Here is a 23847-nt window from a genome sequence, read left to right on the forward strand (position 1 = left end):
CGATGCCAGCCAAGCTCTCGTCCGGGCTCGCCTCACGCCTGCCCGGGATCCCACGAGAAGACCACAAGGCCTGGAATCCACCGGCGATCGCGACACTCCTCGGCCTTCACCAGCACGCCTTCGCGCGCGACGGCTCACCCCGATCCCGCTGTGCGCCCGGGAGCCGGCACCGGCCGCCCAGTTCATCAGCGAGGCGAATTCGGCCTATGGTTCGATCGCCGAGCAGCAGTGCCGTACTCTCTGCTAGTCCTATCGCCTGCGTGACGGAGGGTCACGCCAAGTGGGGGGAATTCAGCCCAAAGTGAGCAGAACTGCCGGGCACCGCGCGAGTCGGCGCGGTGCCCTTCTCGTGGCCGCTGTCGGCGCGATCACCGCGCTGGCCGGAACTCTCGTCGTCTCGGTCGATACGGCAGGCGCCACGAATGCCCCTCCGGCGTACATGTCCGCGATACCGGACACCGCCCCGCGTCTCCCAGCCTCCGCGCCGCACTGGACAGCCCTGGCGGCCAAGCGGTTCTGGACCGCGCAGCGCATGGCGGAGGCAAAGCCGCTTCCGGACGCCAGACCGCGGACCGCGGGCAAGGGCGTCCACCCCACGCTCCAGGGCCTCGTCAAGCCGTCGGTGACCGGTGGCCTGAACGCCCAGGACCTGCGCGAGGTCCCGACGGACGCCACGCCGACCGACACCGCCGGCCCGACGGGCACACCCACCGGCACCTCAACCCCGGATCCCTCCGCCACCGTTACGGACACCCCGACCGCCGCACCGACGGACACCTCGTCCGCCTCCCCGAGCACCTCCCCCAGCGCGTCGGCCTCGGCGAGCCCCACCGCCTCGCCCAGCCCGTCCACCACGAGCACGGGCGGGACAGGTCCCGTCAGCTCCTACTTCGGCGGGCTGCCGATGGTCGGCCGGATGTACATGCAGACCAGCAGCGGCTCCTACTTCTGCACCGCGAGCGTCATCAACAGCCCGCACCACAACATCGTGCTCACCGCCGGGCACTGCATGGACGGGCGGGCAGGCGGCGGCTCACTCGCGTTCGTCCCCCAGTGGACCGCGGCCAATCCCCAGCCGTACGGCATCTTCCCCGTCGCCACCGACTCCGAAGGCCGCAGCCGGGTCTGGGTCGATCCCCGCTACTACGACCGCGGACACGTCCAGGGCGCCCCGTGGGACATGGCGTTCGCCCAGGTCAGCGCGCGCAGCGACGGCAAGCAGGTGCAGGACGTGGTGGGCGGCAACAACCTGGCCACCGGCCGCGGCTACGCCTTCCCCAGCATTCGGCTGGTCGGCTACCCCGGCACCGCCACGCAGCCTCTGACCTGTGACAACAGCACCACGCAGTACACCCCGACCGACGGCACCCCCGGCTCGTACCTCCGGATCGCCTGCAACGGCTTCGCATCCGGCACCAGCGGCAGCCCGTTCCTGGAGAACTTCGACCCGACCACCGGCACCGGCGACGTGGTCGGCAGCATCGGCGGCTGGGACACCGGCGGACCGACCGACGACGTCTCCTACAGCTCCTCCTACGGCTCCGACGTACAGAACCTGTACAAGGCGGCGGTCGCCGGCAGCGCCCCCGCACGTCCCAATGTGCTGCCCGGCGCCTCCACCCTCACCCATGCCACCCTCGTCGCCTCCGGCTCCTTCACGTCCTCGCCTTCGCCCGATCCGGACAAGAGCGACCTGATCGTGCGCTGGTCGGACGGCGAGCTGACGCTGTACCGGGGTGGTGGCAACGGACGGTTCGACAAGGAGATACAACTCGTCGCGGCCAACACCACCTGGACGAAGGCCGTCTCCATCACCGCCGGCGACTTCACGGGCGCCAACACCTACGACCTGCTGGTGCGCTGGAGCGACGGCAGCCTCACCCTCTTCCCCGACGTCGACGCGCGCGGCCTGCACAGCCAGATCACACTCGTCAAGCCGGGCACGCTGTGGCAGCACGCGGTCTCCATGACCGCGGGCCGCTACACCACCGACAACAACTGGCCCGACGACCTGATCGTGCGCTGGTCCGACGGCGAGACCACTCTCTACAAGAACATCAGCTCCACCGGCTTCCACGGCGAGGTCCGGCTCAACCCTGCCAACTCCACCTGGACGCACGCCGCATCCCTCACGTCCGGCGACCTCGCCGGGACCAACGAGTCAGACCTCGTGGTCCGCTGGTCCGACGGCGAACTGACCCTGTACCCGGACATCAATCAGTACGGCTTCCACGGAGAAGTGCGAATGCGGGCCCCGAGCACGCTGTGGACCCACGCCACGCTCACCACGGCGGGCAACTTCACCAGCACCGACAACCGGCTCAACGACTACCTCGTGCGCTGGTCCGACGGCCAACTGTCCATGTACCAGGACAGCGGCAACAGCCTCGGCACGGAAGTCGTACTCGCGACCGCGTCCGGCTCGTCGCTGCCGTACTCCCGGCGCTGACCACGAAGTCCCCTGGGCCTCGGCCCAGGGGACTGGTATTGCGGCCGATTTTCCTGGCGTACGGCGCCGGGCCGGCGCAGCCTCGCCGCCTGCTTGGTGATGTCCCAGGAGGCTCCGAGCTGGGCGTAGTCGGCTCCGGTGCCACCGGCGGTGCGCGCCGCACGGTCTCGGGGAAGTGCACACCCGTGTGTAAGTTATGGTGTTCCCGATCATTTGACCATGAGCCAGTAAAGAGACTGCCAACCTGGCACGGGGAATCAGGCCCGGCGCCCCGGTGTCGACCGGTGAGCGCCGGTCAAGGAATGCATGCACCACAATTTCAGATCCAGAATCGCGGCGTTGTTCGTCGCCCTGGCCATCGTGTTCACCGGCTGCGTCGGATCCGCAGCCACCGCTTCCGCTGCGGAGCAGAGCCGCGTGGAGCGGCTTGCGAACATCGTCCGCAAGGTGGCCCAGTACGCAAACTGCGACCGTCTGCCGCTGCTTGAGAGACCCGCGTGCCTGAAGCAGTTTGCGGGCAAGGCCATCGCGCTCGGCGTCGGAGTGGGGGTGTTCCTCTACACCGGACAGGCCGCCATGAAGGATCACGGAGCGAGCTTCAAGGACCTCGACAAAAACATCCAGGACCTTGAGGCCCTCAAGCCGCTGGACCTCGTGGATCCCAACAAGTCGCCGGACCCCGCCCAGCAGGTGAAGCTGCTGGAACAGGCTGTCAAGACCTTCAAGAGCGCCAAGCCGCACCTCGACAAACTGGGTAAGAACCTGGCCAAGGCGGACTCTCTGCTCGGGGACCAGAACGACTCCCTGCTCGCTCTGACCTTCCTGACCGTCGCACTGGGTGAGTACTTTCCCGAGCCGAAGAAGTACCCAGAGGCCAAGCCCGTCTTCGACTTCGAGAAGGAGCTGCACGAGCTCAACGACACGCTCGACGAGATCAACGCGGGTTTTGACAAGATGAACCGCGGCCTGGACACGATGAACTCGGGCGCCCGCGATGTCAACAAGGGCCTGTCTGAAGCCAACAAAGGCATCAACAAGGCCAACAAGGGCATGAAGGAGCTCAACGACGGCATCCGCCAGGCCAACAAGGGAGTAGCGGAGGCGAACAAGCACGTACCCGGCATCAAGAAGGGTGCGGAGAAGCTCCGCGACATGTCGGGGCTCGACTTCGACTTCTCCCGCATCGGGGACACCTGGGCCTCTGGCGAATCCCTCCTGGACGATGCCGAGCAACAGCGCAGGATGTCACTGCTTCTGGACCTGCTTCCCGGTGTCGGCGACGGCAAGGGCGTAGTCGAAGCGCTCGTCGGTAAGGACCTGGTCACCGGCCAGAAGCTGACCACCGAGGAGCGCATGCTGGGCGGGCTGTCCGTTCTGGGCTGGCTGCGGACCGGCGACCGACTGCTCACGGCGGACGAGGTTCGCAAGGCGCGCAAGGGCGAACAGGCCCTCACCTGCAACAGCTTCCCCGACGGCACCGAAGTGCTGATGGCGGACGGATCACACCTACCCAGCGAGCAGGTCCGGGAGGGAGACCGCGTCCTGGCCGCCGACCCGGCAACCGGCCGCCAGCAGCAGGAGCCGGTCACCGCCCTGATCACGGGGCAGGGCGAGAAACACCTCGTCGACATCACCGTGCAGAGTGACCACAGCTCCTTCAAGGTCACCGCCACGGACGAGCACCCGTTCTGGGTCGACGACCTCGAAGCCTGGGCGGCAGCCGACCAACTGCAGCCGGGAGCCTGGCTCCGGACCGGCGCGGGCACACGGGTACAGGTCAGCGCAGTCAGGACCTGGACTGCTCCCGACCAGACTGTTCGCAACCTCACCGTCGGTGACCTGCACACCTTCTACGTCATGGCCGGCAGCACACCACTGCTGGTTCACAACGCCAACGGCTGCGGCAAGTGGAAGGCTGAGTACGACGCCCTCTCCAATGGCAAACAAAAGCACGTCAAAGAGATTCCGACCGCCGCAGAGCTACGAAAGACCTTCGAGCGGTGGACCAAGGATGCCCAGCGGCTACCGGCCCGCGGACCAAAGATCCCGGACGTCTACAAGCTCCCCGACGGCACAATCATGCAGTGGCGTGCATCATCCGCCTCGGGTGGAGAGACCATCGACATCTTCCCCGTAACAGGCAAGGGACGGAAGGTGCACCTGCCAAGTGAGCACTGAGTACATCATTCTCGAACTCCTGGAAGAAGGACTGGACGACTGGGTACCTGTCGACCGTCTGGTCGGGCTCGCACAAGAGACAGTCGAGCAGTCCGACCGCGACTTCCGGGACGTCGCCACGGAAACACTCACCCAACTGGTGAGCGGCGGGCTGATGGAAGTCGGAGATCTCGGCGACACCGGCTTCGAAGCGTGGAGTGGCACTCCTGACGCCATCGTGAAGCGAGTCGTCTCCACACTCGAAGAATTCGACTGGCTCCCCCAGGGCGGCGCCTGCTGGCTCGCCAACACCCCACACGGCAACAGCCAAGCGCCCCACTAGTATCGCGTGATCCTGATTGCGTTACTTCGCGTTGTTATTGACGAGTTTCTTCACGCTGGTCTGGACGAGTCGGACCTTGACGAGGATCTCGTCGGTGGTGGCGGTCCAGATGAAGGGTTTCGCGTTCTCGTTCCAGGAGTCGATGTAGTCGCGGATCTGTTTGACCAGGACGTTGACGCTCGCGAACGTGCCGCGGCGGATGGACTGCCGGGCGATGATCCCGAACCAGATCTCGATCTGGTTCAACCATGAGGACCCGACGGGGGTGAAATGGAAGTGGACGTGCGGGTTCTTCGCCAGCCACGCCTTCACGTCCGGGGTGGTGTGCGTGGAGAGGTTGTCCAGGACGATATGGATTTCCTTCCCTGTATGTGGCTTGACGGCCCTCTTCAGGAACGCCAGGAAGGTCGCGCCGTTCCGGTTCGGCCTGCACTCGCCCAGCACTTCACCGGTCGTGACGTTCAGCGCGGCGAACAGGTTCGTGGTGCCGTGCCGCGCATAGTCGTGGGTGCGCTTCTCGGTGGCCGCGAAGGTCACCGGCAGCACTGGCTGGGTCCGGTCCAGGGCCTGCACCTGCGTCTTCTCGTCAATCGACAGCACCACGGCGCCGCCGGGCGGGGCCAGGTACAAACCGACGACATCGGCGACCTTGTCCGCGAACGCCGGGTCTTTCGAGATCTTGAAGGTGCCCGAGCGGTGCGGCTTCAGATTCTCCTCACGCCAGATGCGGGCGACGTAATGCCACGACACCGAGATGCCCTCCCGCCGCTTCAGGTGGTCGGCGAGTGTCCGCGTCGACCAGTGCGACAGACCGGATTCCGCCGGCGGGGACATCCTCGTCAAAGCGATCACCCGAGCCCGCACCTGCGGCGGCACCTGGGTACGCGGCCCGCCGCGGCGCTTCTCCTCCAAACCCGCAAGGCCCCGCGCGGCATAACGGGCCTTGCAGCGGTCCACCGTCAGCGGCGCCACACCGGCGAGCTCGGCAATGTCCTTGCGCCGGCGTCCTTCGCCGGACCACAACACGATCCGTGCGCGAAGCGCCACATCGGCCGGAACATCCCGCGACCCGGCCAACTCCCGCAGTTCTGCCATCTGTTCAGAGGTGAGATCCACACCAGACTCAACGATCACAGTAGCCTCAGGTTCCATGAACAGGATCACGAGACACTAGAACGGGATCCCTGACGTCCGCCTATCGCGCCACTCGCACTCACAGGGTGGCGCGGTAGGCCGACCACGGGGCCATCCTCAACCGCGACGCCTGCTCCGGAAGATTGCGCCCGAGATGAGCTGGGCTGATGGAACAGCTGCATCTCGCCGCCAGGGGATGCGAATGAATGTAGAGGGACTTCCTACCTCTCATGGGTGACCGGAGGTGTGGAGTGCCCCCGCTCCAGGGTAGGGCTGGCGCTGATCTCGCCAACAGTGTCGTTCGCTACGGGAGTCAAAGCCTTGGCTATGGGTGACGCTCTTCGCACCGACATCTTCGCCGTCGACCTGGGCAAGTTCCGGGTCGCGACGTATCAGCAGGTCTCGGGCCTCACATTCGGTCAGGATGCTACTGAGGTCCGCGCAGTCACCAACTCAGGTGAACTGTCGACCCGCAAGCAGCCGGGCGCTCCCCAGCCTCACGAGATCAAACTCAGTCGCCCCATGGACGCATCCAGGCAGTGGGTGGATTGGGTCCAGCAGTGCACAAAGGGGGATGATATGGATTCCGCACGCCAGGACATCACTATCACTGCGTTGGACAACAACAAGAAGCCAACCGTCCGCTACAACCTCACCAACGCATGGGCTTCCCAGTGGTCGGGCCCCGACCTCGACGCGAGCAGCTCAGAGGCCGCCACCGAGACCGTAACCATCACCTACGAGGGCATCACCGTCGAGTAGTGCAAGCCCCACACAGTCGATCTTCGGAGGTGGAAAATGGCTGGTTTTCTCGACCGGGCCAAGGAGCAGGCTCAGCAAGCCCTTCAGCAGGGCAAGGAGAAGGTGGATGAGGTCCAGCAGCAGCGCACAGGAAATGATCTACTAAAGAAGCTCGGCGCAGCCTACTATGCGGAACGCCGCGGATCAGGAACTCCGCAGGCGACTCAGGACGCTCTCAGCTCCTTGGAGGCCCACATCGCGACGCACGGAGACGGTTTCCTGCGCGGGTGATTCCCTCAGCGTTGCCAACGGCCGGATGCTCGATCAGGTAGCGCTTCACGCGAGACGAGACGACTGTGTAACGGCCTGCCGGGATGTCGCTGCCGTCCAGGGCCGGCATCACGTCCAGGATCGCAGAAAACCCCTGATGAACAGGGGTCTCAACTGGTGTCCGAGGGGCGAGTTGACGGCTGACGATACGGTCTTGGTGACGCAAGGGCGGTTCCATGCACAGAGCGCGGCGTGAGCCATACGACTTCAGGCTTTATCCCCAATTTCTGACTCATTATACCCGCGATCCTTTTCCTCCCCCCGTCACTTGACGGCACACAGAACGCGGCCGCAAAGGGGTGACGCGACCGGGGGTTGTACCGCTCGGGCAAAGGCGCTTCTTACCGAGCGGGGTCTGATGCGGGAGGCACGACTTGGGTATCGCCCCATCGATGCCTGGGCGTGTGCAGAGCAATCTGGTGGTGGAACTGGACAGTGGTTGCCGTGCATGGCCGCAATCGGCCCGTCGGTTACGAGGTCACCGGGAGATTCTGCTCGGGGCCCCGGGTTGCCGGCTGCGCGCTCCTGGCGCCGACGGCGGACAGGACAAGGAAGACGGCCATCACGGCGGTTCCGGCGGTGTAGCTGCCTGTGGTGGTGCGGAATGCGCCGGTGTTGGAGAGGGCGATGATGCTTGAGATGTTGCCCAGGGCGTTGGCCATGGCGATGCCTGTGGCGACGTCGTGCCCTTGAGGTAGGTGGCGGGCAGTTGCGTTCGCGAGCGCCTGCACTTTTGCGCTCTGCATGGCTGGTCCCCCTGTCAAAGGGCAGGGGACCAGCGGCCATCGGCCGATCTCGCGAACGAGGAACCCGCACCTGACCTGCTCCGCACAGTCAGCGGCCCTCTCGGCGCCAACTCGCGGTGGGTGCTGCGGAGTCGGTACGCGCCACCAGGCAGCACGCCGACCCTCGCGGCGAGAGGAACGACCGCCGTGGCTCAGAGTGAGGTGGCTGGCGGTTGACCGAGGGGGACACCTGCGGGCACCGCCGGTACCTTGTTCCCTGTGGACGGACAGCTGAGCGATGCGGAACTCGATGAGCTGGTCGAGCAGGCCACCGTTGACGCCTACGACGGCGAGGAGCAGCTCACAGGCCTTTTCACGATGCTCGCAGAGCAGCTGGCTGTTCCGTTCAAGTCGGTCGTTCTCGGGGTCGAGGTCACCGTGAAGAAGGTGGACCTGCTGCCCGGCAGCCAGATCGTGGCGGTCTGCACGCGCGGCAGGCACCGGCAGGCGATCGGCATTCTCGACCTTCCGTTGCCGGATCCGGCGCCCGAGGGGGCCGAGTGGATCGAAGCCTACCGGCACTGGAGCCCCTGAAGGCACCCAGGTCAGTGGCCGCCCGACAGCGTCGGCCGGTAGCCCTGATCGGCGAGCCAGGCCCGGGCCCGGCCCTGCTGCCGCTCCGCGGAGAGCAACCAGTACCGCTGCAGCTGCGCCGGCGAGGTCGCCAGCATGTCCTTGAAGCGGCGGAACGCTCCTGGACCCTGGATCGCGATGCCGAGGAACCGGGCGAGGTCCGGGTCGTCGAGGGTGGTGATGAAGTCCTCCATGTCGCGGTAGGCGTCCCGCGATCCCTCGCACGGGACGCCGAGCCACCGCTCAGTGCCTTCCGGTTCCTCCTCGTCCCATGACTCCTCGGTGTCCGCGAGGGCAGGCCGGCACTCACCGGTGTCCAGGTCGATACGGCCACCACCCCAGGCCGGGTCCCCTTCGAGCAGACTGGAGAGTTCCTCCAGGTCGACCGGCAGCGGCCGCAGCAGGCAGAGGGCACGGCCGGCCGCCGTGTCGAGCTGTTCGGCGAGGACCTCGTCTCCGGGCCAGCCCCGTTCGCGCAGTGCGGACGAGCACGCGGTCCCTGCCTCCCGGGCGCCGGGCAGGCCCCGGGAAACTGCTGCGGTGAGTGCCTCTCCACACTGCTGCAGCACTCCGACGGGGTCATGCGCACGCAGCAGGGCGAGCAGGGACGGGCAGTCCGCGTTGTGGCGGGCGGCGCGGAGCGCCTTCAGCGCGTGGTCGGTCCATGCCTCGGTCACGCCCGCGAGGCTACTCCCCCGAGTTCTCGGATGCGCTCGAACAGGGGGACCTCCGCCGTGCGCTGCGAGCGCCGCCGTCTCCGGTGCGACAATGCGCTGGTGAGCACAGCGGACGGGGCCGCAAGCAGGCGCAGGTGGCCGACGTTCGGCCCGGAACAGTGGCCTCATCCAGCACCGTCTGGCGAGTGGTCGTACTGGGACGTGTGGTTCGCCGTGGCGTACGTGGTGGACTGCGGCGGCGACTGGGAGGCCTTCGATGTTCGCCTGACGCGGGAGCGGTCGGGTGGGGTGATGCGCGGGGCGTATCTGGAACCGTAGTGAAGTCATCTGGTGGATCTACGGGAGCGCCTTGCGGCGGACGGGCTCGGCGCGGGCGAGCTGGCCGGAGGCGCGGTACGTGATCCGAAGGTCGTCGCCCGGGCTTGTTCCAAGGTGTGAAGCAGGCGCTGGAGGGGCGGGCGAAGACGGCGCCCATGCGCTGGACTCCGAGTCGGCGGCTGTCCGAGCGGGCTGTGACAGGGGCGTGGCCGCGCTTTCCCGTTGTCGCCGCAGGGGCCTTACGAAGCATTCGCCGGGGTTGTGGATCTGGATCGGCATCATGGCCAGTGGGCGACGATGGCGGTGGCAGAGGTTCTGGCCGAAGCCACCGTCGCCCAGGTGGGGAAGCAGTCGGGGCGGCAAGGTTGCTGGCTGTCCGCCGGGTCGCGTTGGCGTGCGGGCTGCGGGCGCTGCGGGTGTGCGACGCCTCGTGCGGCAGACTGGGCGAGTGGCTGCGCCGGGCGGTGGCCGAGTACGCCGCCGTCCTCTGGCGGCGGACGGCGATGCCCGCCGACGTGTTCTGGCAGGACTTCCTTGAGCTCCTCGTTGAGGTCGGTGATTTCGGCGGGACGTACCGGCAGGAGGCCGAGCTGTTCCTGCACGCCGGGGTCGGCAGCGATGTGGACCTGGTGGAGACTCTGGCCCGTGCGCTTCACAGCGAGTACGTCTCGGCCCGCCTCGACTTCCGCGCTCGCGAGATCCTGGGCCTTCGCGCCTACGCCCAGGTCGCGGCCGGGGCGGTGGACGGATTCGCCGCCACCGCGACCGTGCTGGGCTCCGCGGACTGGCAACCGCTGGAGGCCATGGTCTCCTACGCCCTGCAACGTGGTGACGCCGCGAGCGCCCGTGCCGTGCTCCGGGCTGCGGACCGGCCGGGGTTCCATCGGGACTGGGCACGGCGCCGGTCCATCGAACTGGCCCAGGAACTCGACGGGGAAGGGCTCACATGACGCGGGCAGACGGCACAAGGAAAGTGTGGGACCGGCTGCTCGGCTGGCTCCTGCCGGACGGCGGCCCAGCCGACTCGCTCGCCCAGGAGGACGTGGAGCGGTTCTGCTGGTACGGGCTGCCGGCCAAGTGGGTGGCAGAGCCCGCCGAGTACCCGCACATCTTCACCGCCCTCGCCGAACTTCTCCAGGACGCCGGCCGGCCCCGGTCCGCGGCCGTCTGCACCTCGGAAACCACCCGCGAGATCCTCGCCGCATGGCAACACTCGCCTGATCAGGGGCGGGCCGCCTACCGGCGGGCGGTGGACGCCTCCCCTGTGACCCCGCCGGACACCGACCTGCTCACCTGGGGGCCGGTGATGGGCATCGACGAGGCCGTCGCCCGCAGCAACGCCTCCCGGCTGCTGGAGCAGGCGCTGGACGACGGCGCACTGGTGCCCGGCACCCGCGGCTACGCCGCCGCACGCATCGAGCACGTGGAGCGCTGGCTCACCACCCCGCATCCCCGCGCACGATGGACGCACCGCGCTCGATGCCGTCCACAGCGAGCGCCGCCGCACCTGGGCCGAGGCCCCACCCGACGCCCGGCGTCGTCTGCGCGGCACCGTGATGGACCTGCTGAGCGTGGCGCCCGAGACGGCCGCCGACACGCCGAACCCCCTGCGCTGGCTACTGGAGGCGGTAGGCGACGGGGTGACCCTGACCCAAGCCGGCTACCTGCCGCGGACTCTGGTCATCGAGGCCGCCGAGCGCTACGACTGGTATCTGCCGGGCATGGTGCCGCGCACCGAGTACGACGTCGTTCGCCTCGCCGAACTGCATGAACTGGCCCGCGCGGCTCAGCTGCTCGCCAAGCGGCACCGAAAGCTCGCCCTGACCACCCGCGGCCGACAACACCTCGCCGACCCGGCCCTGCTGCAGGCCACGGCCGCCCGCGCGTGGTTCGGCGACGGTGTCCGAGCCGAACTCGCCGAAGCCGCCGCAGCGGCCCTGCTCGCGGGAAACTCACGCTCGACGACCTCACCGCCGCCGTTGACACCCTGGCCGCCGAGGTGTTCACCCTCCCCGACGGCTCCGCGCCACGACGCGACGACACCCGCCACTTCCTGTGGCAGTGGCTGCGTCCCGGCGAGGCCCTCGGCTTCCTGGCGTACCGTGACCGCCGCCGCGCCACGATCTCCCTCACCCCCACCGGCCGAGTCGCCGCCCGCACCGCGCTCCGAGAACGTGCCCAAGCCCCGCGGACCGCACCCTGGACGTGAACCTCCCGTTCAGGTTCGGGCGGGCAGTACGCAACCGAGTTTCAGCAGCGCGGCGCGGACGGCCGGCAGGTCGCCGGGGGCCACCATGAGATGCCTTGGGCCGATCCGGGAGCACAGCGCGCCCGCCCTGCGGTCCTTCGCGATCATCACGGCCTGCGCCTCGTCCACGCACTCCAGCAGGTGGCACGTACCCAGATCCCGTACCTTCTCGGCGCGGGAGGAGGCGTCGGCCAGCAAAGCCGTGACGGTCTGCGGCAGTTCCTCTCCTGTGCTGGTCTCGGCGAGGAAGCGGCGCAGCTCCTCCAGACCTCGGCCCGCGTGGAGGGCCTTCAGCAGGGAGGCGGTGGACAGCGTCCAGACACGGTCGGTGGACCGGGTTGCGAACGCGTCGAGCAGCAGCGCCTCGGCGGGGGCCAGGCCGTCGAGTGCCACGATGTCAAAGTTCGGCAGAACCCTGACCGGGCTCCGCGCCCCGGCGGCGGGCTCCGGGCCCGGTCGGTAGGCGTCGGTGCGCCCCGTCGCGTACGCCCCGAGCGGGTTCAACCGGATGGCGAGCAGCCCGTCGTAGCGGCTGAGCCGCTGAAGCCAGTCAGCACCCCACATGTGGCGGAAGTCGTCCCGGGCGCCGTCCGGGTCGATGTACTGGACGTCAACGAGGCCGAGGGTGGCCGCGTACTCGAACAGCACACACAGGGTGTAGCGACCCTGCAGCACCGGCCAGTCGTGGTGTCCGTCGTAGCCGAGGCTGCCGTACTGCGCGTCCTCCAGGTACAGCGTCCACAGCGCCCGCTCGGAACGGACCAGGTACGGGTCATGCCCTGCGGTACGCATCGCCTTGAACAGTTCGTCCACCGCCATCCATTCCCCTTGCGGGCAGCACTCGGCGAGCGCCGCGCCCACCGCCTTGCGGCGCGGGCCGGCCGCGCTGAGGACGTTCGCCGCGCGCTGCCCCTTGACTGCCTCGATGCGGCTGAACTCGTCCAGTACCCCGTGGCTCAGCCAGCGCCGCCACAGGTGCCGGATCGTCTCGTGGGCGGGCGCGGCCAGCGCCTTGCTGCCCCGCGCGGTCAACTCCAGTCGGCCGCCCGATAGTTCGGCAAGGCCACCAGCCTGGAGCAGCAGCGGCCAGGCGAATGCCCTGACCGCCTCGCCCTCGTAGAAGTCATTGCCGGTGAGGACCTCGCCCAGTGCGCGGAGGGTGGCCGCGGAGGGGCGCTTCGTCTTGTCGCCGCACCGCAGCCTGCCCGCGGCAACCAGCTGCAGCACGGCCGCGAGCTCCGTTCTTGCATCATGCTCCATCGCCCGCTCGGTCCACACCGCCACAGCCCGCTCCTTCCCGCCACGGCTCGCCTCGGCTCACCCTATGACGTTTGATTGCTGCCTCCGGTCGGCTCCGCTGCCGTGGCCCATCCGCGTCCGAGCCCACCCTCGGCGGCGATAGGGTCCGCCGTGTGAGCGAGTACCAGTACTACGAGTTCCAGGCCCTCGACCGGCCGCTCAGCCGCGAGGAACAGGAGCAGCTGAGGGCCATCTCCACCCGGGCCCGGATCACCGCCACCAGCTTCACCAACACCTACAACTGGGGCGACCTGAGCGCCAATCCGCGCAAAATGGTCGAGCGCTATTTCGACGCCCACCTGTACGTGACCAATTGGGGCACCCACCGGCTGATGCTCCGCCTGCCCAAGCAGACCTTGGCCCTGCCGGCGGTGCGGCCGTACTGTCTCGACCACCACATCGAGGCCTGGACCACCCGCACCCACCTCCTGCTCGACCTGACCAGCGAGGACGAGGGCGGCGACTGGATCGAGGGCGCCGACGACTCGCTGTCCGCCCTCATCGGCGTACGCGACGAACTCACCACCGGCGACCTGCGCCCCCTCTATCTGGCCTGGCTCTCAGCGCTCGCCTCCTGGGAACTCGAAGACGACGACGAAGAGGAGTACCGGACCTGCCCCGAACCGCCCGTCCCGGCCGGGCTCGGCGAACTGACCGCCCCGCAGCGGGCGCTCGCGGATTTCCTGCGCGTGGACGACGACCTGCTGGCAGTCGCGGCCCAGGCCAGTCCCGCCGCATCCAAGAAGCTGACCAGGCCTGCGAAGAAGGAACTCGCCCCGCTGATCGCCACAATGCCCCAGAAGGAGAAGGACGCTCTGCTGCTGCGGCTCGCCCTCGGCCCGGAACCTGGGCTGCACACCGAACTCCTGCACCGCCTGCGCGGCGCCGACGCCCCCACGACGGTCCCCGGGCGCCGGTCCGCCGCCCACCTCCTGGACGCCGCCCACACCCTGCGCAGCGAACGCCGACAGCGCGCCGAACACGAACGGGCCACCGCCCGCGCCCGGCATCTGACCGCTCTCGCAGGCGAGGCCGAATCCGTCTGGCAGCAGATCGAGGCGCACATCGCCACCAAGAAGACCAGCTGCTACGACCAGGCCGTCAGCCTCCTCGCGGAACTGCGCGACGCCTACGCCCACGCCCGACAGCACACCGACTTCCACCAGCGCCTGGCCCGCCTGCGCGAGGACTACCAGCGCCGCCCCGGCCTCATCCACCGCCTCGACCACCACGGCCTCCGATAGGCCGCCTCGTCCCCGGCACCGATCGAGCCGCGTTGCGCTCTCCCCACCTCAGTGAGGCAACATGAGCGCCTGAACGTGCACGGCCCCATGGAGCGCTGAGACTCCACGATGATCTCCTTCCTCCGGTTCGCAGAGCCCCGGCCGCGAAGGAGTGAGGGTGCTGTGGAAGTCGCGGCTGCCGTACCAGCTGGGCACTGCCCGGTACTGCTTCCATTTGCTGACGCACCGTTCTGCGGTACTGCCCCGGTGGTAAGGGCTCGCAGAGAATCAACATTGCGCCTGCCGAGAATGTCATCCATGCAGGTCAGGGTCTTGTTCGGTGCTGCGGCAGGATGAGCACTCGTGTTGCTTCGTCTCGCCTACCTGACCATCACCAACGCGTTCGCCGCGCTGCGGCTGCTACCGATGAGCGACCGCGACAAGGACGCGGAGATTCTCGCCCTGCGCCACCAGATCATGGTCCTCGAACGACAGATCGGGGCGGACCGGGTGAAGTTCGCCTCGGAAGACCGAGCCCTCCTCGCCGCTCTGCCGGTGCCGCTGCCGCGCCAGGTTCTGCGTCGGCTCCGGTTGCTGGTCCAACCCGACACCGTGCTGCGATGGCACCGCGACCCGATCAAGCAGCGCCACGTCCGCACCTGCCGACCGAAGAGGCCGGGCCGCCCGCCCACCGTTCGCTCGATCCGCATCCTGATCCTGCGCCTGGTCCGGGAGAACCCGTCGTGGGGCTACCGCCGAGTGCACGGCTAACTCGCCACCCTCGGCATCAAGGTCGCCGCCGATACCGTCTGGGAGATCCTCAAGAACGAGGGCATCGACCCCGCGCCCGTCCGAGCCACCACCCCCTGGGCCGACTTCCTGCGCTCCCAGGCCGACGCCCCCCTGGCATGCGACTTCATCGAGACCGTCACCCTGACCGGCCGGCGCCAGTACATCCTCGCGGTCATCGAGCACACCACCCGGCGCGTCCGGATCCTCGGCACCACGGCGCACCCCACCACGCAATGAGTGAGCCAGGCGGCACGAAACCTGGTGATGGACCTGGAGGACGCCGGGACCACCGTCAAATATGTGATCCGGGACCGGGACTCGAAGTTCCCTGCGCTCTTCGACCAGATCCTGGCAGCCGCCGGCGTCCAGGACCGTGTTCACCGGCGTCCGGATGCCGCGCATGAACTCAATCATGGAGCGCTGGGTCCAGACCTGCTGCCACGAACTCCTGGACCGCACCGTCGACCCGGACCGCTCAGCGGTACGGGCCTTCGTCGTTTCGTGGTCTCAGTTTTGATCTCAGTCGAAACTCTGCTGCGCATTTCGCTGGGCCTGCGGGGTGACCGTGTCGGGGGTCGGCAGCTGCGAGGTGTCGTTGGGGTGTCAGGTCTCCCGGTGCCCGCTCAGAACAGTGCTGGGCCCTCGCCGCTGGTGTCCGCGATGACTGGCCGGATCTGGGCGGGGAGTCCGTCCAAGCGGTCAGGACCGGCCGCGGCGGCCACGGCAGGGGCTGTCTCGGACAACCAGATGCGAAACCGCTCGGCGGCTTCGCGGTAGGGGACTTGCGCCAGGACACGGTGCTCGCCGGAGGGGCAGAAGTCGACGGCGACCGTGAGCAGGCAGGAGCGGGGCGCGTTCTGACTGCCCGTCCAGGACACGCGCAGCACACCGCAGGGCTTGCGCCCGCGGGGGGCGCGGTGGGTCGGACGCAGCGACCGGCAGGCTATGTGGGCGGTCCATGCGGCGAGGTGCGGCAGGGGCAGGGTGGTGCGTGCACGGCAGCCGGGGCAACGGTGCCAGTGGCGAAGCCAGTCGTCGGCGTCGGTGTCGAAGAGGCGTGTGTAGCGGTTCGCCACGCGGATGTCGTTGCTGTACAGGTGGTCGGGGCGTTCCAGTGTGTTGCAGGACTGGCAGACGGGGGCGCGGACGTAGCCGTGTTCATGGCAGTGGTCGAGCACGGTAGCGGGCGCAGTGCGGCAGACGGCGCACGCCCACCCGGCCACCTTGCGGGAGGTACCGGGCTTCCTGCTGAGCGCCGAGTACAGCTGGCCTTCCAGCTCTTTGTTGTACGGGCGCAGTGAGACGGTGCGGCCCTCGGGGCTCATCGTCTGCCGACCGTCGGTGTCTCGGGCCTTCCGGAGGTGGGAGGGCGGCTCGGTGACGGCTGCGCTCGCCTGGCGGGTCCGCGCGGCTTGCACCCACTGCGTTTCGGCGTGCTCGGCCCCATCCAGGAGCCTGACCACAGCGCGCGGCAGCCACCACGTCCGCTGCGTCCCGTCGCGGGTCTGCTCCACGAGCATCTGTCGCCAGTCGATCCCCGCCAGGAGGTACGGCCGGTCGTCTTCACGTCGTGCTGCCCGCTCGGGGCCGCCCAGCTCCTGTAGTTCAGCCGTGATGCGCCGACGCCAACGCAGCGGCGTTTCCTCGTTGCATTCTTGCCTCGGCGTCCCACGGAACGGACCGATGCGGACCAGGTCCCGCCGGTCCATCCCCACCGCGTTCAGTTCCGCGGCCGCCCGGCGCACCTCGACCTCCGGAACACTCCACTGACCGCCGCTCGCTCTGACCGTCGCCACCACATGGCTGCCAAGCAGGACGTACCCCGCCCGGGCACGGGCAGGAGAGCAGGTGAATGCCCCAGAAGCCGTCGACACAGCACTGTCGGCCGTCAAATCGACCCACAGAGCGTCCGCGGCACCCAGGGTGATCAGGCCGTCCGTGCGACCGGGCATGACACGCTCCGACATACCGACAGGCTAACGGCCTGCAACTCGGCAACGGGTCTCCAAGCGCCTCGGTCAGCCGGGCCGCCGCCGCCCGCAACTCCTTGTTCCTGAATGCTGCTCATCATAGGCTCGTACCGGATCATCGGCGACCGGCCCGACGGCGACACGGTCCACTTCACCCCGCGCGACCCGGGGTTCTGGTGCGAGGTCCCCGGCCAGCACCGGGTCAAGCGGGACGAGAACGGTGGTGCCTCGATCCGGGTGGACGGGATCGACGCCACCGAGACCCACTACAAGGGTGTCGGGCCCGATTTCGTCCACCAGCCGCTGCGCCCGGGCGCGCACGCCGCCCGTGACGAGCTGCTGAGCTGGCTGGGCTTCGACGACGTCGTACAGGACTCCGAGGAGAAGGCCGGGGCTTCGACCCCGGAGACCGTGCGCGGCTACATCCTCACCTCCGGCGCCGACGTCTACGGCCGCTGCGTCGCGTTGATCGGTCGCGGCGACCCTCCGGAGACCGGCAACCCTCCGAAGCCCGCGAAGAGCGGCGAACGGGTCGACGTCACCGTGGACATGCTGCACCGGACCGCCAATCACCACCTGCTGTCCCGCGGCCTGGTGTACCCAACCTTCTACAGCAGCCTCCCCCGGGAGCTGCGGGCGAACATGACCACGACCACGCAGGAGGCCAGGGCAGCCCAGGTGCCGGGCGGTGTCTGGTCGTACGACGTGACGACCAGCGGTGCGAAGATCGACAGTCTTGCCTCGCTCACCGACGAGTTGGTGAGCGTGCCCACGCTGTTCCGCCACCTCGCCGACTACATCCGGCTCTTCGGCCCGTCTCTCGCCTGTCTCCCCGCCTATCTGGCCGGCGGCGCCGACGAGTTCTATGTCCCCGGACAACGCGACGGCACCGTCGGCCTCCAGCGCGTGGTCGAGGTCACCAACGGCAACACGTTCCGGATGTCCCGACCGATCGAAGACCTCGTGTTCGTCGAGAAGTAGACCGCAGAACGAGCCGCACCCGACCCGCACCCACACCTGGCATCGCCCAGATCGGCTCCGCCCTCGTGCCCGATTCCTACCAGGTGGCCCGTTCGCGCGGCCTGAACGATGACGACCGCAAGGCCTGCCTGGAGCAACTCCTGGCGATCGCCAGCGATGGGCGGGAGGTCGTCCTTACGCGGCAACAGGCTCTGACTGCGGGGGGGAACCTGGTCGTGGGCCGACCGCAACCGGACCGGCGCTACGCCTTCCAGGCCGTCACGAGCCTGGTGGTGGGCGACGAGTCCGACAGCTACCTGGGCGAAGTACTCACGGACGGCCCGCACCCTCTGAGCGCGTTCCAGGTCAACATCGGGTCGGCGTCGCTGCGCGGCCCGGCGCTCATGTTCGCTGCTGCAGCGGCCTCCAGTTCTGATGAGCACGCGTGGGTCCGCGACCAGGCGAGCGAGTTGCTAGGCAGCCGCGACGAGCACGATGTCCACGAGGCGGCCGCTGCGCTGGGCAGGCTCCCGAACGACATCGCCGGCATCGTCGACCCCGGACTGCTCGCCACCCACCACCACTTCGGCGTCTGCCAGGCCAGTGCCGTCCTGTGCATGCAGTTCCCCGTCCGCCATCACAAGACCGCCCTGCACCTCGCCCGCGACCCCGACTTCCGCGTGCGGCGGGCCCTGGCCGATGCCGCCGCGAACGCGGCCGTGGAAGGCTCGGAAATCGACGCGATTCGCCAGATCCTGCGCGGCGACCCGCGCCACAGCATCTGGTCTCGCGCGGGAGCGCGTCGGACGACTTCTGACCGGGCCGGCGCCCCAGGCCAGACACCGGCCTGATCCGGCAGCGGGGCGGCCGGGCACTGGACGCATGGATCGCCCGCGCCTTCACCCCAGAGCGGCTCACCGCCACCATCACCGCACTCAGCCAGGCCAGCATCGCGGCAAGCGCCGCGCAGCCCCAGACCCCCGAGCAGGCTCAAGCCCGCCAGGCGATCAAGGAGTGCGAGCGGCGCCTTGCCCGCTACCAGGCCGCCCTCGACTCCGGAGCCGACCCGGCCGTCGTCACCCAGTGGATCAACGACGCGCAACGTGACAGGGAAGCGGCACAGAAGAAGCTCGACGCACTGCCCACCGTCACTCGGAAGAAGGAACCACCCCTCACCGCAGATCAGATCCGGGAGATCACTGACAGACTCGGAGACATCGCTCAACGTATCCAAGCCGCCGACGCCGAGAAGAAAGAGCCCCTCTACGAAGCCCTCGGCATCACAATCACCTACGACAACGCAACGAGGACCGCGACCGTCAGGTCGAGGCCCTCGATTCCGTATCGCTATAAGCGAGTGTCCGAGGGGGGACTTGAACCCCCACGCCCGATAAAGGGCACTAGCACCTCAAGCTAGCGCGTCTGCCATTCCGCCACCCGGACCAGGTGTCTGTCGCCTTGCTGGGGGTGTTCCCCGCGGCGACATGGACAACAATACCAAGGTTTCGGAGTGCGTTTCACCTGCATATCCGTGTGGTGGGCGGTGGCCGGGGGAGCCGAGGCCACCAGGATTGGCTACGGTATGCAGAATGCGAGATTCTGTGTACGTACCCTGAGGATCAGGGCATGAGCTGGTAGTCCGGGAAGTTACCGGGGAGTCGCTCCCCTGCCGGTCCCCGGGTCACGGCGCGTACCTGAAGGTCGCCACCGACGAAGGCGCCGCGCCAGGAGGCGCCGAAGCCGCCGAACAGTTCGGCTCGGTCGCCGCGGGAGCGGGGGACGCCGTGCCCGGTCTTGAGGACGCGGATCTGCGGGGCCAGCCGGCCGTAGGTTGCCTGCCCGTCCATGGCCAGCGTGGCGACCAGCGCGCCACTGGACGCGCTCATCGCCGCCAGCAGCTCGACCTCGGTGTCGACCAGGACGATCGTGTCGACGGGGCCGAAGGGTTCCGCATGGTGCAGCGGGGAGGACGGGGGCGGGTTGAGGAGGGTCACCGGGTGGACGTACGCGCTGGTGTCCTGGCCCGGTAGGAAACGCCTGCCGTCGGGACGGCCGCGGTACAGCGGTACGGCGCCCCGGTCTCGACCAGCAGGGCGTCCTCGCGGACCGGGACCTGCCAGAGCCGCAGCAGGACGTCGACGGTCTGCTGCGGCAGGCCGGCCGCGCTCGCGATCTCCACGGCCTTGGCCGAGGTGACGCCCTCGGTCCGGTCGACCGGGATCCGCGCCAAGCCTGCGGCCGGGTCGCGGCCACTTCCTCGATCTCCGCGCCGCCCTGCGCGGAGGCGACGGCGAGGAAGCCGCCCGCCGCGCGGTCGAGGACGTAGGAGACGTAGAACTCGTCGGCGATGTCGACCGGTTCGGCGAGCATCACCGTGCCGACTCGGTGACCCTTGATGTCCGTACCCAGCATCTGACGTGTCGTCAATTCCGCGGCGGCCGGATCGGCGGCGAGCCTGACTCCGCCCGCCTTGCCGCGCCCGCCCGCCCGTCTTCACCTGGGCCTTGACCACGACCCGACCGCCGAGCCGGCGGGCGATCTCGCGGGCCGCCTTGGGCGAGTCGGCGACCTCGGCCCGTGGCACGGGGATGCCGTGATCCTCGAAGAGTTGCCGTGCCTGGTGTTCGCACAGGTCCATCTGCGGCTCCTGTCTGCCGGACCGTCGCGATGGCGCGACGCCTGCGCACATGCCGGCGGGTCACCGTCTGAGTCGACCCGGTGACGGAGGGTGGCCGGAATTCGGTGACCGGAAAGTATGCATCCCTGAACATCGCCCACTGGGGTGCGGGAACAAGCTTCATACAGCATTCGTCGACTGTATGCAATCTACCGCATACGGCGTATCGTAGTACACATACAGGACAACACAGGACAGCCGCGAGCCACCTAAACCCCTATGAAAGGGACAGGACTTCGCCATGCCCGACGACACCCAAGACGTGATCTCCGGTGGGCACTTGGTCGCCAAGGCACTCAGGGCCGAGGGGGTCGACCGCATCTACACGTTGTGCGGTGGCCACATCATCGACATCTACGACGGCTGCGTCGACGAGGGCATCGAAGTCGTCGACGTCCGTCACGAGCAGGTGGCCGCGCACGCCGCCGACGGCTACGCCCGGATCACCGGCAAGCCCGGCTGCGCCGTCGTCACCGCGGGTCCCGGTACGACCGACGCCGTCACCGGGGTCGCCAACGCCTTCCGGGCGGAGTCGCCGATGCTGCTCATCGGTGGTCAGGGTGCGTTGACCCAGCACAAGATGGGGTCCCTGCAGGATCTGCCGCACGTGGACATGATGGCGCCGATCACGAAGTTCGCGGCGACCGTGCCGGACACGGCCCGGGTGGCGGACATGGTGTCGATGGCGTTCCGCGAGTGCTATCACGGCGCCCCGGGGCCGTCGTTCCTGGAGATCCCCCGGGACGTCCTGGATGCCAAGGTGCCCGCGGACAGGGCACGCGTACCCAAGGCAGGCGCCTATCGCGCCTCCACCCGCTCGGCCGGCGATCCCGAGGCGGTCGAGAAGCTCGCCGACCTGCTGGTGCACGCGGAGAAGCCCGCGATCCTGCTGGGCAGCCAGGTCTGGACCACCCGAGGCACCGCGGCCGCCATCGAGCTGGTGCGCACCCTCGACATCCCCGCGTACATGAACGGCGCCGGCCGCGGCACACTCCCGCCCGGCGACCCGCACCACTTCCAGCTCTCCCGCCGCCACGCCTTCTCCCACGCCGACGTGATCGTGATCGTCGGCACCCCCTTCGACTTCCGTATGGGCTACGGCAAGCGCCTCTCCCCCGACGCCGCGGTCGTCCAGATCGACCTCGACTACCGCACCGTCGGCAAGAACCGCGACATCGACCTGGGCATCGTCGGCGACGCGGGCCTGGTCCTGAGGTCGGTCACCGAGGCCGCCTCGGGGCGGGTCAACGGCGGCAACCACCGGCGCAAGGAGTGGCTGGACGAGCTGCGCGCCGCGGAGCAGACGGCCATCGAGAAGCGCCTGCCGAGCCTGCAGTCCGACGCCTCGCCGATCCATCCGTACCGCCTGGTCAGCGAGATCAACGACTTCCTCACCGAGGACTCCCTCTACATCGGCGACGGCGGCGACATCGTCACCTTCTCCGGGCAGGTGGTCCAGCCCAGGTCGCCCGGTCACTGGATGGACCCCGGGCCGCTGGGCACCCTCGGCATCGGCATCCCCTTCGTGCTGGCCGCCAAGCAGGCCCGCCCCGACAAGGAGGTCGTCGCACTCTTCGGGGACGGCGCCTTCTCGCTCACCGGCTGGGACTTCGAGACCCTCGTCCGCTACGACCTGCCCTTCGTCGGCATCGTCGGCAACAACTCCTCGATGAACCAGATCCGTTACGGCCAGGCCGCCAAGTACGGCAAGGACCGCGAGCGGGTCGGCAACACCCTCGGTGACGTCCACTACGACAAGTTCGCTCAGATGCTGGGCGGTTACGGCGAGGAGGTCCGCGACCCCGCGGACATCGGGCCGGCGCTGCGCCGGGCACGGGAGTCGGGCAAGCCGTCGCTGATCAACGTCTGGGTCGACCCGGACGCCTACGCCCCCGGAACCATGAACCAGACCATGTACAAGTGAGGTCGAACGCCCATGACCGCCAAGGCTCTTGAGGGCATCCGCGTCCTCGACATGACCCACGTCCAGTCCGGGCCCTCCGCCACCCAGCTGCTGGCCTGGCTCGGCGCCGACGTCATCAAGCTCGAATCCCCCGCCGGCGACATCACCCGCACCCAGCTGCGCGACCTGCCCGATGTCGACTCGCTGTATTTCACGATGCTGAACTGCAACAAGCGCAGCATCACCCTGAACACCAAGACCGAACGCGGCAAGGAGCTCCTCACCGAGCTGATCCGCCGCTCGGACGTCATGGTGGAGAACTTCGGGCCCGGTGCGGTGGACCGGATGGGGTTCACCTGGGAACGCATCCAGGAGATCAACCCCCGGATCGTCTACGCCTCCATCAAGGGCTTCGGCGACGGCCCCTACACCGGCTTCAAGGCCTACGAGGTCGTCGCACAGGCCATGGGCGGCTCGATGGCCACCACGGGCTTCGAGGACGGCCCGCCGCTCGCCACCGGCGCGCAGATCGGTGACTCCGGCACCGGAGTGCATGCGGTGGCCGGGATACTGGCGGCGCTCTTCCAGCGGGAACGCACCGGGCGCGGCCAGCGCGTCAACGTCGCCATGCAGCACGCCGTGCTCAACCTGTGCCGGGTCAAACTCCGCGACCAGCAACGCCTCGCCCAGGGGCCGTTGGCCGAGTACCCGAACGACGACTTCGGCGACGAGATCCCCCGCTCCGGCAACGCCTCCGGTGGCGGCCAGCCCGGCTGGGCCGTCAAGTGCGCCCCCTGCGGCCCCAACGACTACGTCTATGTCATCGTCCAGCCGGTCGGCTGGAAGCCGATCACCGAGCTGATCGGCCGGCCCGAGCTGGCCGAGGACCCCGAGTGGGCCACCCCCGAGGCCCGGCTGCCGAAGCTGAACAAGATGTTCCAGCTGATCGAGGAATGGTCCTCCACCCTGCCCAAGTGGGACGTGCTGGAGAGGCTGAACGCCCACGACATCCCGTGCGGGCCGATCCTGTCCACCAAGGAGATCATCGAGGACCCCTCGCTGGCCGCCAACGAGATGGTGGTCCGCGTCCCGCACCCCGAACGCGGCGAGTTCATCACCGTCGGCAGCCCGCTGAAGCTGTCCGACTCCCCCGTCGAGGTGACCGGTTCACCGCTGCTCGGCGAGCACAACGAAGAGGTCTTTGTCGGCGAACTGGGCCTAGGAGACAAGGAGTTGCGCCTGCTGAAGTCGAACGGAGTGATCTGACG

The 23847-nt window shown here is 68.5% G+C and carries 21 protein-coding genes, 1 tRNA gene and 4 pseudogenes; 16 read left to right on the forward strand and 10 right to left on the reverse strand.

Annotated features, from left to right (window positions below):
• The first annotated feature begins 349 nt into the window (after nt 1-349).
• From AB5L52_RS08640 to AB5L52_RS08650, 3 genes are all read left to right on the forward strand, one after another.
• On the forward strand, nt 350-2449 hold the full coding sequence (locus tag AB5L52_RS08640; protein ID WP_369363194.1) for a serine protease: 2100 nt from the start codon (nt 350-352) through the stop codon (nt 2447-2449).
• A gap of 306 nt (nt 2450-2755) precedes the next feature.
• A complete protein-coding gene (locus AB5L52_RS08645; RefSeq protein WP_369363195.1) occupies nt 2756-4627 on the forward strand; it encodes a polymorphic toxin-type HINT domain-containing protein in 1872 nt (623 codons plus the stop codon).
• Nucleotides 4617-4949 carry a hypothetical protein gene (locus tag AB5L52_RS08650; RefSeq protein WP_351575444.1) on the forward strand — a complete coding sequence of 111 codons (333 nt, stop codon included), beginning with the start codon at nt 4617-4619 and terminating at the stop codon, nt 4947-4949. Before AB5L52_RS08645 ends, AB5L52_RS08650 begins: the two co-directional genes overlap by 11 nt.
• A 21-nt stretch (nt 4950-4970) precedes the next feature.
• Here AB5L52_RS08650 and AB5L52_RS08655 read toward each other — a convergent pair whose 3' ends face one another.
• Nucleotides 4971-6113, reverse strand: coding sequence for an IS630 family transposase (locus AB5L52_RS08655; protein ID WP_369363196.1), 1143 nt, complete (start codon nt 6111-6113; stop codon nt 4971-4973).
• A 297-nt stretch (nt 6114-6410) separates the two neighbouring features.
• On the opposite strand from AB5L52_RS08655, the gene AB5L52_RS08660 reads away from it, so the two are divergent.
• On the forward strand, nt 6411-6845 hold the full coding sequence (locus AB5L52_RS08660) for a phage tail protein (protein ID WP_351575442.1): 435 nt from the start codon (nt 6411-6413) through the stop codon (nt 6843-6845).
• 36 nt (nt 6846-6881) lie between these two features.
• Complete coding sequence (locus tag AB5L52_RS08665) at nt 6882-7115, forward strand: hypothetical protein (RefSeq protein ID WP_351575439.1); 234 nt, start codon at nt 6882-6884, stop codon at nt 7113-7115.
• A 509-nt stretch (nt 7116-7624) separates the two neighbouring features.
• Here AB5L52_RS08665 and AB5L52_RS08670 read toward each other — a convergent pair.
• Nucleotides 7625-7900 carry a hypothetical protein gene (locus tag AB5L52_RS08670; protein ID WP_351575436.1) on the reverse strand — a complete coding sequence of 92 codons (276 nt, stop codon included), beginning with the start codon at nt 7898-7900 and terminating at the stop codon, nt 7625-7627.
• Between the two features lie 258 nt (nt 7901-8158).
• Here AB5L52_RS08670 and AB5L52_RS08675 point away from each other — a divergent pair, with 258 nt between their 5' ends.
• Nucleotides 8159-8473 (forward strand): hypothetical protein, encoded by a 315-nt coding sequence (locus tag AB5L52_RS08675; RefSeq protein ID WP_369363197.1) that lies wholly within the window; start codon nt 8159-8161, stop codon nt 8471-8473.
• Between the two features lie 11 nt (nt 8474-8484).
• Here AB5L52_RS08675 and AB5L52_RS08680 read toward each other — a convergent pair whose 3' ends face one another.
• A complete protein-coding gene (locus tag AB5L52_RS08680; protein WP_369363198.1) occupies nt 8485-9189 on the reverse strand; it encodes a hypothetical protein in 705 nt (234 codons plus the stop codon).
• Nucleotides 9190-9288: 99 nt separating this feature from the next.
• Here AB5L52_RS08680 and AB5L52_RS08685 point away from each other — a divergent pair, with 99 nt between their 5' ends.
• The 4 genes from AB5L52_RS08685 (at nt 9289) to AB5L52_RS08700 (ending at nt 11716) form a co-directional block, all read left to right on the forward strand.
• Nucleotides 9289-9507: a hypothetical protein gene (locus AB5L52_RS08685; RefSeq protein ID WP_369363199.1), complete on the forward strand. Its 219-nt coding sequence runs from the start codon at nt 9289-9291 to the stop codon at nt 9505-9507.
• A gap of 365 nt (nt 9508-9872) precedes the next feature.
• On the forward strand, nt 9873-10457 hold the full coding sequence (locus AB5L52_RS08690; RefSeq protein ID WP_369363200.1) for a hypothetical protein: 585 nt from the start codon (nt 9873-9875) through the stop codon (nt 10455-10457).
• The gene (locus AB5L52_RS08695) at nt 10454-11278 is read left to right on the forward strand and encodes a hypothetical protein (protein WP_369363201.1); all 825 of its coding nucleotides are present in this window, start codon (nt 10454-10456) and stop codon (nt 11276-11278) included. Before AB5L52_RS08690 ends, AB5L52_RS08695 begins: the two co-directional genes overlap by 4 nt.
• Before the next feature lie 228 nt (nt 11279-11506).
• The gene (locus AB5L52_RS08700) at nt 11507-11716 is read left to right on the forward strand and encodes a hypothetical protein (protein WP_351575421.1); all 210 of its coding nucleotides are present in this window, start codon (nt 11507-11509) and stop codon (nt 11714-11716) included.
• Between the two features lie 9 nt (nt 11717-11725).
• Here the strand turns inward: AB5L52_RS08700 and AB5L52_RS08705 are convergent, their stop codons facing one another.
• Complete coding sequence (locus tag AB5L52_RS08705) at nt 11726-12982, reverse strand: helicase-associated domain-containing protein (protein WP_369363202.1); 1257 nt, start codon at nt 12980-12982, stop codon at nt 11726-11728.
• 185 nt (nt 12983-13167) lie between these two features.
• Here AB5L52_RS08705 and AB5L52_RS08710 point away from each other — a divergent pair, with 185 nt between their 5' ends.
• A complete protein-coding gene (locus tag AB5L52_RS08710) occupies nt 13168-14298 on the forward strand; it encodes a hypothetical protein (RefSeq protein ID WP_351575415.1) in 1131 nt (376 codons plus the stop codon).
• Between the two features lie 342 nt (nt 14299-14640).
• A pseudogene (locus AB5L52_RS08715) lies at nt 14641-15532 on the forward strand (integrase); the annotation flags it as partial.
• Between the two features lie 160 nt (nt 15533-15692).
• Here AB5L52_RS08715 and AB5L52_RS08720 read toward each other — a convergent pair.
• Nucleotides 15693-17036, reverse strand: a complete 1344-nt coding sequence (locus tag AB5L52_RS08720) for an endonuclease domain-containing protein (RefSeq protein WP_369363203.1) — start codon at nt 17034-17036, stop codon at nt 15693-15695.
• A 90-nt stretch (nt 17037-17126) separates the two neighbouring features.
• On the opposite strand from AB5L52_RS08720, the gene AB5L52_RS08725 reads away from it, so the two are divergent.
• Both AB5L52_RS08725 and AB5L52_RS08730 read left to right on the forward strand, forming a co-directional pair.
• Nucleotides 17127-18020 (forward strand): nuclease, encoded by an 894-nt coding sequence (locus AB5L52_RS08725; RefSeq protein ID WP_351575409.1) that lies wholly within the window; start codon nt 17127-17129, stop codon nt 18018-18020.
• A 65-nt stretch (nt 18021-18085) separates the two neighbouring features.
• A complete protein-coding gene (locus AB5L52_RS08730) occupies nt 18086-18850 on the forward strand; it encodes a hypothetical protein (protein WP_369363204.1) in 765 nt (254 codons plus the stop codon).
• A 507-nt stretch (nt 18851-19357) separates the two neighbouring features.
• On the opposite strand, the gene AB5L52_RS08735 is transcribed toward AB5L52_RS08730, so the two are convergent.
• The 5 genes and pseudogenes from AB5L52_RS08735 to AB5L52_RS08755 form a co-directional block, all read right to left on the reverse strand.
• A tRNA-Leu gene (locus tag AB5L52_RS08735) sits at nt 19358-19442 on the reverse strand.
• 176 nt (nt 19443-19618) lie between these two features.
• A pseudogene (locus AB5L52_RS08740) lies at nt 19619-20080 on the reverse strand (aldehyde dehydrogenase family protein); the annotation flags it as partial.
• Nucleotides 19990-20229 (reverse strand): hypothetical protein, encoded by a 240-nt coding sequence (locus AB5L52_RS08745; RefSeq protein ID WP_369369088.1) that lies wholly within the window; start codon nt 20227-20229, stop codon nt 19990-19992. The pseudogene AB5L52_RS08740 and the gene AB5L52_RS08745, both read right to left, overlap by 91 nt.
• 59 nt (nt 20230-20288) lie before the next feature.
• Nucleotides 20289-20411 (reverse strand): annotated as a pseudogene (locus tag AB5L52_RS08750) (ATP-grasp domain-containing protein); the annotation flags it as partial.
• A gap of 58 nt (nt 20412-20469) precedes the next feature.
• Nucleotides 20470-20688 (reverse strand): annotated as a pseudogene (locus AB5L52_RS08755) (ATP-grasp domain-containing protein); the annotation flags it as partial.
• 229 nt (nt 20689-20917) lie between these two features.
• Between AB5L52_RS08755 and AB5L52_RS08760 the strand changes: the two are divergent.
• Nucleotides 20918-22600 carry a thiamine pyrophosphate-binding protein gene (locus AB5L52_RS08760; RefSeq protein ID WP_369363205.1) on the forward strand — a complete coding sequence of 561 codons (1683 nt, stop codon included), beginning with the start codon at nt 20918-20920 and terminating at the stop codon, nt 22598-22600.
• A gap of 12 nt (nt 22601-22612) precedes the next feature.
• Nucleotides 22613-23845: a formyl-CoA transferase gene (gene frc / locus AB5L52_RS08765; RefSeq protein WP_369363206.1), complete on the forward strand. Its 1233-nt coding sequence runs from the start codon at nt 22613-22615 to the stop codon at nt 23843-23845.
• Nucleotides 23846-23847 lie beyond the last annotated feature (2 nt).

Source organism: Streptomyces sp. CG4 (assembly GCF_041080655.1).
Classification (GTDB): Bacteria; Actinomycetota; Actinomycetes; order Streptomycetales; family Streptomycetaceae; genus Streptomyces.

Excerpts from the sequence above, each read along its gene's own strand:
- AB5L52_RS08645 (WP_369363195.1), top strand. The coding sequence starts at position 2,756 with ATGCACCACAATTTCAGATCCAGAATCGCGGCGTTGTTCGTCGCCCTG.
- AB5L52_RS08660 (WP_351575442.1), top strand. The coding sequence starts at position 6,411 with ATGGGTGACGCTCTTCGCACCGACATCTTCGCCGTCGACCTGGGCAAG.
- AB5L52_RS08665 (WP_351575439.1), top strand. The coding sequence starts at position 6,882 with ATGGCTGGTTTTCTCGACCGGGCCAAGGAGCAGGCTCAGCAAGCCCTT.
- AB5L52_RS08670 (WP_351575436.1), bottom strand. The coding sequence starts at position 7,900 with ATGCAGAGCGCAAAAGTGCAGGCGCTCGCGAACGCAACTGCCCGCCAC.
- AB5L52_RS08695 (WP_369363201.1), top strand. The coding sequence starts at position 10,454 with ATGACGCGGGCAGACGGCACAAGGAAAGTGTGGGACCGGCTGCTCGGC.
- AB5L52_RS08720 (WP_369363203.1), bottom strand. The coding sequence starts at position 17,036 with ATGTCGGAGCGTGTCATGCCCGGTCGCACGGACGGCCTGATCACCCTG.
- AB5L52_RS08725 (WP_351575409.1), top strand. The coding sequence starts at position 17,127 with ATGCTGCTCATCATAGGCTCGTACCGGATCATCGGCGACCGGCCCGAC.
- AB5L52_RS08760 (WP_369363205.1), top strand. The coding sequence starts at position 20,918 with ATGCCCGACGACACCCAAGACGTGATCTCCGGTGGGCACTTGGTCGCC.
- frc (WP_369363206.1), top strand. The coding sequence starts at position 22,613 with ATGACCGCCAAGGCTCTTGAGGGCATCCGCGTCCTCGACATGACCCAC.